We start from the raw sequence: 10,755 nt of genomic DNA, 5'->3' as shown, positions 1-10,755 counted from the left end.
CAGGCAAGGGGCAACAGTGGATCAAGGGATGATCGTCTCACTTTTTCCTGTCAATGCCATCTGGGTGAACAGTTACGCTTGACCAAGCAGTTAACTGAACTGCGTGCCTTTGACGATGAGCTAAAACACCACGCTGATATGCGCATCACCCTGGATCTCGATGATGGCGTCAAGGTCAACTACGGCAAATTCGGCACCCTGCTCAGTGAGGTGAAAGCCATCACAGGTAGCAACTCTGATTGAGGTAACATCATGCCGGGGTCTGGCCCCGGCATTGCGCTTGACAGGGAGACAGTAGAGGAGACATTCAGCTAAGATGGCTGTACCTGAATGTTTACCTTTCTCTGAAGGTAAATGGTTACTTCAGCCGATGTACATACCAGCAGACTATTGATAACTGGTGATTGTGAGCAACCACCATTTCTGACCCAAATGCCCAGTGCCAAGATGAAGCCTCGTGTTGGGCGAGGGAGTAGCCGAATGAGCAAGTTGATTTTTCGTAACCTAGGCGGTCGGGTCGTACCGATACGTGTTGAGACTGAGTGGCATCAGGATTCGCTGTCCATAAGCAGATACCAAGTACCCAAACGGCCATTTGATCCCAAGGCCTATGCGACTGAGCAGGCATTTGTAAATCCAAATGCCGTTTGTGGCCAGTGCGGGGCTAGCGTCTACTACTACGAACATCCGAATGGCGCACGCGTTCTGTTTGATCAACTGGGGCCTCCCTGGCCCAAGCATCCGTGTTACGAAGCGAGTCAGGCGATTAACCGTAATGTGATCACTCAGGCCGCTACTGCGGCGGGGCCTCGCTGGGTGCAAGAGGGCTGGCAACCTTTGTTCTATCAGAAACATATTGTGTTGCAGTCTGGTGAAGCACTTCGGGTGCAGGCACGTACCAAACGTTATCAAGTGATCTTTGAAGTACCACTGGCCACTTTACAGCAACGGTATATTCAAATTGAGCAAATTTGTAGATTGCTAATGCAGGCCAAAGAGGACGCGGGTAAAGTATTAATTCAGATCCATGATGGCTCACGCTCCTTTGAAATCATGACGAAAAATATTCGCCAGGTTGAGCAAGCCGTGCCAATTCAGACAGCTACTCAGTTAACGGAAGCTCAGTTTGCCTCACTGACCAAGCTTGATGTAGTCATTCAATGTCAACGTGATGGTAAGCGATGGCATGTTAATTTATCTCGTCATGGTAAAAATCATGCGATCGACTTTAAAGAAAAAAATTTTGAGCGACTTAAACCTTTCATCTATAGATTGGAAGCTTGGGTTAGTAAGCCTAATAAAAAAGGCAACCAAACGGTCTACCTGATGGAGACTTTAAATCGCCATTTTATTTCTTCAGTAATCCCTGGGGATGTATTTCCTGTATCCTATCCCGCTGTTGAAAAGCCAGTAATTCCTGCAGCTAAAGCCAACCTTGACGTTCAAGCTGAACGGTTGGAGGTGGTCAGTATTACCCCTTATTCTGCGACCAGTAAGCTGGTTTGTGGTACGTTGGGTGAGAGGCAGATTACATTGAGGGTAAATGACAGGTTGTTCCGAATGGGAGAAACAGCAAAACAGATTACTGCCGGGATTATTCAGATTTCCTTACGTCCGATTGGAGATCCAGAAGAGAGCGATGCAAACTTTGCCCTATATATCCATAAAACAGGAGAAGCTATAGCTGGCAGGCCCAGGGGCTATGTTTCCCAGTTGACGAGGAGGATACTTACATCGCCAGTTAGCCCTGCAAAGAAGGATAATATTGACAAAACAGGGCAGAGAACTGTCAGGCATAAGGCATTCTCGGTAACACTCAGTAGTGTCGATCTCAGTAAGGATGAAAAAATTTGTCTGGTGGTGACAGATAAGCTGCTGGAATATCGACTCAGACTACATTCTTCATCCAAAAAAGTGAGAGGGCAGATCGCAGCGTTATCGAAGAATCATCATCGTCATACCACGCATTTGGTCAAAAGGTCCGGTCATTCATATCAGTTCCACATTGATGGTCAGTTTATTGTTATGGCAACTGAGGAGGCATTTTTTGAACAAAGAATGAGTCGAAGTACCGATGATATTTCCGATACGCGGAATAAGCCAAAGCGTACTGTTGATAGCGTTAATCTATCGATATCTGAGCGGATTCAAAAAAATGCTCATTTGGAGCAACATGGTTTTGGCGCAGCTCTACTAGAGGCGGTAAAAAACAGCAAAAAATCATCAGAGTAGTGCTCTTAAGGGGGTAGACACGATGAGACTCTAGCCCCCTGAGAGGCTACACTGAGGCTCTTTTTACTGATACCTGCATGGTTTTGTGTGTTGCCAACATAGGCAATCAGGCTGCACCAAGTAGGGAAGACCTGGAATACTCGCGTAGGATGTCGATGTCTTACGTAGTGGAGCGGTCAAAATTAAGTGGATTTAGTAATGGACATCACCCAGCTCCAAACCGGGCTAAACAAAAAATTCGAACAAAGCCGGATCGTCTTTTGGCACGATCCCGAGCAGAGCTTTACAGCACAGCTGGCAGAGCTTGCCGATCCCCAGGCCGGTTTGACCCGCGAAGGCCAGCCAGTGGCGGTGCTCAACATGGCCGAGCATTCCCAACTTCAGGCGCGTAAGCGCATTGAGCTTGATGAGCCGATCACGCCGTTTCTGCTCTACTGGCCAAGCCCGGAGCCTGCCCCCGCCAAAGACTGGTTACTGGATATGCGCCGCTATAGCGTCACCTTCTACGCCGATGCGGCCTCGATCCTGCTCAACGATCTGGGGCTCGCCAATATGTCGCTGCGCGACTACATCGCATCCCGTCACAGCTTTTTTGCCAGCAAAGAGCGCACTGTCGCGCTCAAGCGTCGGCTGGATGGTCGCAGTGGCATAGAAGATGAGTTGTCGCTCGATCTCAAGATGATCAGCGTGTTGCTCGGTTGCCACGCCCAACTCGCTGACTTGATGAAGGCCTTGGGCGAACGTTTGCTGGATGAGGTTGATAGCGACAGCGATGGCGTTACTGCCACGGCATTAGCTCCTTTGGAGCAATATGGTTTGTTGCCCAGTTTTTGGCAGTTGATGGCCCGCGACTATGGTTATCAGGTGGCGGAGGAGACGGAGCCTTCGCTGCGTGAGCTGGTGCGCAAGCTCTTTGTCAGCGAGTGTTATGAACAACTCGATGCCGCCGGTGTTGCCGGTCGCCCCGCCTGGTTGCAGTCACAGTTGTTGGCTACGCCGACCGGACGTGCCAATGCCATGGCGTTGTTGGCCAGTTGGCGTGATTCTACCCAGTACAGCGGTCAGTTTGCCGCTCTTTCGGCCAAAGTGGCCGCACAACTTGAGCTTCATTCCCGCCTCGCCAGTCTGGCTACCCAGGATATCTGGCTGTGGGCCGAGGTAAGTGGCTTTGAGGCTGTCGAACAGGCGTTGATCCGTGAGCTGGTGAGTGGATTGATGAGCGGCGATTTGGTATTAGGCCGGGTCGAGTTTAGTCAGCTTATTTCCCGTCGTCGGCAAGGTTTTTGGGTAAGCACCGATCCCAAATATGCCCATCTCTATCAGGCGCTACAGCAGGCCGAGATCCTGCTGGAACTGCGCCGCGCTTACCCAGACGGTTTTCATTATCCCACTGCTCAGGCGATGTACCTCGCTTATGAGGCCGAGCTGTTCCTGTTTGATGCGGCCTATCGTCTCTTCAACGAGGCGCTGTTGCACTTACAGGAGCAATCGGTCGAGGTGTTGGCAGCATTGGCTGACAAGATTGAGGATCTGTACGTCAACTGGTATCTCTACCAGCTCGGTTTGGCGTGGGATGGCTTGCTTGCGAAAGAGCAGCAAATGGCCCGTTGGGAGATGGGGATCCCGGCTCAATCACGCTTCTACGAGACAGTGATTAAGCAGCGCCTGAGCCAGGCCGGTGTGAAGCGGCAGTTTGTGATCATCAGCGATGCCTTGCGCTATGAAGTTGCCCATGAGTTGCAAGGTGAGATCAATGAAGGCAAGCGTTTCTCGGCGCAGCTGAAAAGCCAGTTGGGGGTGTTGCCAAGTTACACCCAGCTCGGGATGGCGGCCCTGTTACCCCATCAGCAGCTGGATTATGCGCAAGGGAATGCCACCGTGTTGGTGGATGGCCAGAGCAGCGCAGGGCTGGACAACCGCAGCGCAATTTTGGCCAAGGTGGGTGGGCTCGCCATCTCTGCCAAGGCGCTAAAAGGCTGGACTCGGGCCCAGGCTAATGAGGCGATTGGCGATGCGCGGGTGATCTATATCTACCACGATGTGATCGATGCGATAGGTGACAAGCTGGCGACTGAGCAGCAGACCTTTATGGCGGTACGTCAGGCCATCGAGGAGCTCAATGGCTTGGTCAGTCGAGTCATCAACGGATTTGGGGTGACTCGGGTGGTGATCACCGCCGATCATGGCTTCCTGTTCCAGCGGGTTGCGCCGGAAGTCGCGGTAAAATCCCAGCTAACACATGAGCCAACCGGAACGCTTGAGGCCAAAAAGCGTTACCTGATAGGCCGCAATCTGCCCACCAATGACGATGTATGGTATGGCCGGATCGGCGATACCACCAAATGCCAATCCGATGTGGCCTTCTGGTTGCCCAAGGGGGTGAGTCGCTTCCATTTTGTCGGCGGTGCTCGATTTGTTCACGGTGGGGCCATGTTGCAGGAGATCTGCGTACCACTGCTTGAGGTGCAGGAATTGCGCGGTAAGAAGCAGGCACTGCATGAGAAGACGAAGGTCAATATTGTGCCCCTGTATCAACCCATTAAGCTGGTCAACGCCATCGACAAGGTTCGTTTCCTGCAAACCGACGCGGTGGATGAGCGTCATAAGCCACGGACGTTGCGCTTTGTGGTCGTCGATAGTACCGGGCAGTCGGTATCGGCCCTCGAAAAGTTAACCTTTGACGCGACCTCCGGTAGTCTGGAACAACGTCAGCAGGATGTGCGCTTGAAGCTCACCAGTACGGACTTTGACCGTAAGGCACAGTATCAGCTGCTACTGCAAGATGATGAAGATGGCATCGAGCTGGCCCGCTATCCGGTGACCATCGATCTGGCCATCCAGAATGATTTCGGTTTTTGATCTCGGGCAATGAGAATCACACAGCTGCACTCACGCTTGTGTTCACGTTAAGCCAATAGACGTGGGGCACTGACAGGTTTGTGCCCCGGAGTAACCCTGATGTCACATCATGATCGTCCCTCCACCGAGGGAGAGTTTTTAGGAAAAGAGACGCCGCAAGGGCAGGCAGCGTCGGTAACGCATATCACCAACAATGTGGTGATCCAGCAGATGGATGTGTATCCCGGTGATAGCGGATACAGCGCTGACCACGGGGAGCAGGAGCAATACGGCGTTCAGGCTAGTCTGAGCCCAGAGGATGAGTTGGCTCAACATGCCAGCCTGGATCTGGATGCCCGTTTGAACCGCTACTTCAAGGGAAAGGTGGTTCGCAAGGATTTGACCAAACAGCTCAAGGAAGGGGCGAACGTCCCTGTCTATGTGCTGGAATACCTGCTCGGCATGTATTGTGCCTCTGATGATGATGAGGTGGTGCGGGAGGGGCTGGAGAACGTCAAAAAAATCCTGGCCGAGAACTACGTGCGTCCCGATGAGGCAGAGAAGGTCAAGTCGCTGATCCGTGAACGCGGCAGTTTCAAAGTGATCGACAAGGTGGGGGTCAAACTTAACCAGAAGAAAGATGTTTACGAGGCGCAACTCTCCAATCTCGGCATCAAGGATGCGGTGATCCCGGCCAATATCGTCAAGCAAAATGAGAAACTGCTCACTGGCGGGATCTGGTGCATCATCACCCTCAATTACTTCTATGAAGAGGGGCAGAGGATCTCGCCCTTCTCCATTTTTACCCTCAAGCCGATCCAGATGCCCTCTATGGACATGGAGGAGCTGTTTGCGGCTCGTGCTCATTTCAATACCGATCAGTGGCTGGATGTGTTGATCCGCTCCATCGGCATGGAGCCGACCAACTTGCAGCAACGGGTTAAGTGGCATCTGTTGACTCGGATGATCCCCTTCGTCGAGAACAACTACAACGTCTGTGAGTTGGGGCCACGCGGCACTGGTAAGAGCCATGTTTACAAAGAGTGCTCGCCCAACTCCCTGCTGGTATCGGGTGGCCAGACGACGGTGGCTAATCTGTTTTACAACATGAGTTCGCGCCAAGTTGGGCTGGTGGGCATGTGGGACGTGGTGGCCTTTGATGAGGTGGCGGGGATCACCTTCAAGGATAAAGACGGCGTACAGATCATGAAGGATTACATGGCCTCGGGATCCTTCTCCCGTGGTCGTGATTCAATCGAGGCAAAAGCCTCCATGGTGTTTGTCGGCAACATCAACCAGAGTGTCGAGACCCTGGTCAAGACTAGCCATCTGCTGGCGCCGTTCCCTGAAGCGATGATCGATACGGCCTTCTTTGACCGTTTCCATGCCTATATTCCGGGCTGGGACATCCCCAAGATGAGGCCGGAGTTTTTCACCAATAGCTATGGCCTGATCACCGATTATCTCGCCGAGTATATGCGCGAGATGCGTAAGCGCAGTTTCTCTGACGCCATCGATCGTTACTTCAAACTGGGCAATAACCTGAATCAGCGCGATGTGATCGCGGTACGCCGTACCGTCTCAGGTCTGCTCAAGTTGCTGCATCCGCACGGGGTATTCGACAAGGAAGATGTGCGCCGTTGTTTGACTTATGCCCTAGAGCTGCGTCGTCGCATCAAAGAGCAGTTGAAGAAGCTCGGTGGCATGGAGTTTTTTGATGTGCATTTCAGCTATCTCGATAACCAGACCCTGGAAGAGTTCTTCGTCAATGTGCCGGAACAGGGCGGTAGTCAGCTGATCCCGGAAGGCTTAGGCAAGCCCGGCGTGGTTCACATGGTCACCAAGGGAGGGGCCGGGCAGTTGGGTCTTTATCGCTTCGAAACCCAGATGACGCCAGGTAATGGAAAACATTCGACCTCTGGGCTGGGCTCCAATACGCCAGCGAAGGAGGCGATCCGGGTAGGTTTCGATTACTTCAAAGGAAATCTGAATCGGATCAGCGCAACGGCCAAGTTCTCCGAGCATGAGTACCATCTGCATGTGGTCGAGCTACATAACTCAGGCCCCAGCACCAAAACCAGTCTGGCTGCCTTGATCGCCTTCTGCTCCATCTTGATGGGCAAGCCGGTGCAGGAACAGATGGTCGTGTTGGGAGACATGACCTTGGGGGGCGTGGTTAATCCGGTCGAAGATTTGGCGGGGAGTTTGCAACTGGCCATGGACAGCGGCGGAAAGCGGGTACTGTTGCCCATGGCATCGGCATCCGACATACCGACAGTGCCAGCCGAGATTTTCTCCAAGTTTCAGATCAGCTTCTATGCCGATCCAGTGGATGCCGTTTACAAGGCATTAGGGGTTCAGTAGTCAGCCAAAAAAAGAAGTCTTGGGTAAAGGGTGAGTATGTGGCTCACCCTTTACCAGCGTTACGCCGCCGTGCCGATTTTACGCCTCTGTTGTTTGCACATTGCCGCTTTCTTGCCGGTAGACATCCAGATAGAGGTAACCATAGCTGGCCCTTGGATTGGCCAGGCACACCCAATCCCCCTGCCTCAACGTCACCAATTTATCTTGGTCGCTCAGCAGTTCTCCTTGTTGAAAGAGCTTGCTAAGACGCTTAATAAACCCCGGTAAAACGGTGTCAATATCGGTAAGCCACTGCTCGTCAGCATTGCCATAGACGCCGCTGCGATCCCATACCAGTGAGACCCCGCAGCGCTCGACAATGGCACGTGCGCCAAAACGTGGTTGAACTTGGGTATGTAATCCCCAGATGCCTATTGTGCTCATGTTCTTTACTCCAATGGATGTTCGGTTGTCATACAGGTCACCGCTGGACCCTGGTTTATCACCCGTGTCCCAAGCGGACCTCTTGACTGGCGTAACAGTTACAAATGCCCACGCTCTGCCAGCGACACCACGCCCTCCGCCCCCACCACCAGATGATCCAGCGTGCGGATATCGACCAGCGCTAGGGCGCTTTGCAGTCGCTGAGTGATCTCGATATCTGCACGGCTGGGTTCTGGGTAACCTGAGGGATGGTTGTGGACCAGCATCAGCGCGGCGGCATTGTGGTGCAGCGCCCGCTTGACCACGTCGCGGGGGTAGACGGTCGCAGCGGAGAGGGTGCCGAGAAACAGCTCCTCGTAGGCCAAGATCCGGTGCTGGTTATCGAGGAACAGTGCGGCAAACACTTCGCGATCCCGCGTTTGCAGCAGCCCTTGTAGCGCTTGGTGGGCCAGATGCTTGTCGGTGAGGGCTACGCCTTTGGCGAGCTTCTGGCGGGCCAACGCCTGGGCGATGGTGAGCAAGTCGTCGTCGGTGACAAGGTCGGTTACCCGATAGGTGCCGGGGGTCTCCCCGGCGATCAGTTTGTGATGCAACATGATGGTGCTCCATACGCCATCGCCCCACCGCGTTGGACGCGGCAGGGTAGGCGAGCTATTTGGTTAATGGGTTGGTAAATATGGTAGTAGCAGGATTGGCTGGCGGTACTCAGGCCGCCAGGGTGTGAGTGGTGTAGTCGTGCAGCGGAATGTGGTAACTGGTCGCTAGCAGGGTGCCTAGCTGGGTTAGCCAACTGTGGTCAGGGTGATCGCACAGCCATTGCGCCAGTAGATCTCCCTGTTCGTTTTCATAGCGCAGGTAGAGGGCGTAACTGTCCACCGGCTGGCCTTGGTCATGCACCACTTCAAATTGGCCATTGTGCTCAAGGTAAGCCTCCAGCTCGATGGCGATCACGACGTTAATCATCTTCGCTCTCCTTGTCCGGGATGGGGTCACTTTTCACGGCATAGCCGCGATGGATGCAGATACGCTGCAGGTCTGCCAAGAAGCTTGCCAGCACGCGGGGTTGCTCGGTGAGCGGCACTGGCCCTGCTTGGCAATGCCAGAAGCAACTGCGTTTGGGGTCGATGCAGATCTCATCTCTCGGTTGGTTCATGGTGTGCCAGTCCTCAGCATTGGTGAGGGAAAACAGTTGCCACTGCACGCCAGACCAACGGACTTGCAGGGTGACGGTGCGGGTATGTGGGCGATCCGGTGTCAGGTGCAGCAGCCAGCGCTGACCGCTGCGGGTGGGGGTTATCTTGGCGTTGGCGGCGACTTGTCCCAGCCACTGGCGTGAGTAGTGGGAGAGCGCTAATTCTTGGCTCATGGTGTCCTCCTAATCTCCTGCGACCGTGACGCTGAAACACTCCAACCGGCAGTAGGCAATGAAGTTGTTCTGCCAGATATCGAACAGCTCCTGCGCTTCGGCCAACCGCAGGGGTCCCCAGCCCAACATGGTGTGTTCCCCATCAAGGAAGTTGAAATCAAGCTCTTTGCAGAGCTCAGCATCCTGGGCGGGCCCTTGGTAGCTGAAGTCGGTGACGTAATCGAATAGCCAGCCATCGAGCCCACGGATCAGGCGGATCTCCACCGGGTGCACGCCGCCTTGCTCGGCGCTGTAGCCGGGGTTGCGGAAGTTGAAGGTCAGTTGGGTTAAGCGCTCGATATTGAGCTCGGTTTTAGCGACTTCCTGGTCGAGCTGAACCAGCAACGCTTGGGCAACGGGCAGGGCAAAACCGTCCCGGAAAAAGGGAATGGTCATGGTGTTTCCTCATTGAGTTCAAGCAGGAGGGGCCTCCTGCTTTTTGCTTTGAAGTGATGGGTCAGTCGTTCAACCAATCCCAGAGTTTGCTGACGCCATAGGCAGCGACGGCCCCCACTGCAAGAGGAGCTAACAGCGGGGCTGAAGCAATGCCGGTGAGTGACACCACCGTCGCGGCGGCACCACTACCGCCAGCAGTCGTGGCTAGCGTACTGGCAGCAAGCCCTGCGGTTGCACTGGTGGCCGCCTTGCCCAGCGTATGGCGAGCCACTTCGGCTGCCACCACCGTTGCTACAGCGGTCTGCAGCAGCTTGGGGGGATGCTGAACCCCTTCAATGCACCAGGTAACAAATTGCTCGCTACTGGCCAATGGCTGGCCTTGTTCACCTTCGCTGAGCCGTGCATAGGCCCGCGTCAGGCTTTCCTCTCGGCTGAAAAGGCGTTGAGCATGGGGTTTCACCTCAATGGTGTTGTGCTGACTGAATTGAGCCAAGGAGGTCAGCGCCAGTTGGCCTGAGTGCTCCCCGGCAGGCGATGGCAGGCAGTGAATGACCTGGTCATGGCCAACAAAGATGCCATGATGCTGGCCTTCAGACTGCGGTGTTACCAAGTGATCGCCGATAATGAAATGTCGTGTCATGGGGTGATGTTCCTCATCAAGGGTTGGAAATGAAAAAGGGCGTCACCGTGATGGTGACGCCCTTGGGCTTTATTTTTTCCTGAGTTGGCTACTTGCCGCCCACGGTGATCTTCAGTGGTTGATGAAACTCAGGAGTGAAGGTTGATATCGGCAGTCGGGTGACTTGGTTGTTGGCGAGCACCTCGGTTGCCTGAATAATAGCGATGGACTTGGCCTGCTCTACCTGGGCGCAATCCACTTCCGTAAAGCCACCACCATAGCGGGTAGCGTCGCTCCCGCCGAAGGGTTCAACTTCCAGCGTTGATTCAGCTAAGGCTTTGCCCTTTTTGTCATTAAACTGCAGCGTGATATACAAATGACCAAACTCGTCTGCCCCACCACTCAGGGCGAGATCGTGAACATTTTGTTAAAAATTAAAAATAGTTTTTTGCCTACAAAACAAATACTTATAGGCCTG

Annotated in this window: 11 protein-coding genes; 4 read left to right on the top strand and 7 right to left on the bottom strand. The window is 53.8% G+C overall.

Features of this window, described 5'->3' with window-relative positions; translation table 11 throughout:
- The 4 genes from PG888_RS21515 to brxL form a co-directional block, all read left to right on the top strand.
- On the top strand, positions 1-243 hold a 243-nt coding region (locus PG888_RS21515), incomplete at its 5' end, for a hypothetical protein (RefSeq protein WP_270694327.1).
- Positions 244-480: 237 nt separating this feature from the next.
- The gene (locus PG888_RS21510) at positions 481-2,232 is read left to right on the top strand and encodes a hypothetical protein (RefSeq protein ID WP_270694328.1); all 1,752 of its coding nucleotides are present in this window, start codon (positions 481-483) and stop codon (positions 2,230-2,232) included.
- 198 nt (positions 2,233-2,430) lie between these two features.
- Complete coding sequence (gene pglZ, locus PG888_RS21505) at positions 2,431-5,091, top strand: BREX-1 system phosphatase PglZ type A (RefSeq protein ID WP_270694329.1); 2,661 nt, start codon at positions 2,431-2,433, stop codon at positions 5,089-5,091.
- A gap of 99 nt (positions 5,092-5,190) precedes the next feature.
- Positions 5,191-7,434: a protease Lon-related BREX system protein BrxL gene (gene brxL, locus PG888_RS21500; RefSeq protein ID WP_270694330.1), complete on the top strand. Its 2,244-nt coding sequence runs from the start codon at positions 5,191-5,193 to the stop codon at positions 7,432-7,434.
- A 78-nt stretch (positions 7,435-7,512) separates the two neighbouring features.
- On the opposite strand, the gene PG888_RS21495 is transcribed toward brxL, so the two are convergent.
- From PG888_RS21495 to PG888_RS21465, 7 genes are all read right to left on the bottom strand, one after another.
- Positions 7,513-7,857: a type IV toxin-antitoxin system YeeU family antitoxin gene (locus tag PG888_RS21495; protein WP_270694331.1), complete on the bottom strand. Its 345-nt coding sequence runs from the start codon at positions 7,855-7,857 to the stop codon at positions 7,513-7,515.
- A gap of 98 nt (positions 7,858-7,955) precedes the next feature.
- The gene (gene radC, locus PG888_RS21490; RefSeq protein ID WP_024945958.1) at positions 7,956-8,453 is read right to left on the bottom strand and encodes a RadC family protein; all 498 of its coding nucleotides are present in this window, start codon (positions 8,451-8,453) and stop codon (positions 7,956-7,958) included.
- A 109-nt stretch (positions 8,454-8,562) separates the two neighbouring features.
- A complete protein-coding gene (locus PG888_RS21485) occupies positions 8,563-8,820 on the bottom strand; it encodes a hypothetical protein (protein WP_024945957.1) in 258 nt (85 codons plus the stop codon).
- A complete protein-coding gene (locus PG888_RS21480) occupies positions 8,813-9,223 on the bottom strand; it encodes a hypothetical protein (protein WP_270694333.1) in 411 nt (136 codons plus the stop codon). Before PG888_RS21480 ends, PG888_RS21485 begins: the two co-directional genes overlap by 8 nt.
- Positions 9,224-9,232: 9 nt before the next feature.
- Positions 9,233-9,658: a DUF2787 domain-containing protein gene (locus tag PG888_RS21475; RefSeq protein WP_024946416.1), complete on the bottom strand. Its 426-nt coding sequence runs from the start codon at positions 9,656-9,658 to the stop codon at positions 9,233-9,235.
- A gap of 61 nt (positions 9,659-9,719) precedes the next feature.
- On the bottom strand, positions 9,720-10,298 hold the full coding sequence (locus PG888_RS21470) for a lecithin retinol acyltransferase family protein (RefSeq protein ID WP_270694334.1): 579 nt from the start codon (positions 10,296-10,298) through the stop codon (positions 9,720-9,722).
- 88 nt (positions 10,299-10,386) lie between these two features.
- Complete coding sequence (locus PG888_RS21465) at positions 10,387-10,683, bottom strand: IrmA family protein (RefSeq protein ID WP_270694335.1); 297 nt, start codon at positions 10,681-10,683, stop codon at positions 10,387-10,389.
- Positions 10,684-10,755 lie beyond the last annotated feature (72 nt).

The sequence above is a fragment of the Aeromonas sp. QDB23 genome (assembly GCF_027707745.1).
Lineage (GTDB): Bacteria > Pseudomonadota > Gammaproteobacteria > Enterobacterales > Aeromonadaceae > Aeromonas > Aeromonas allosaccharophila.
The sequence above is the reverse complement of the archived record's forward strand: the minus strand, read 5'-3'. Positions and strand labels throughout refer to the sequence as shown.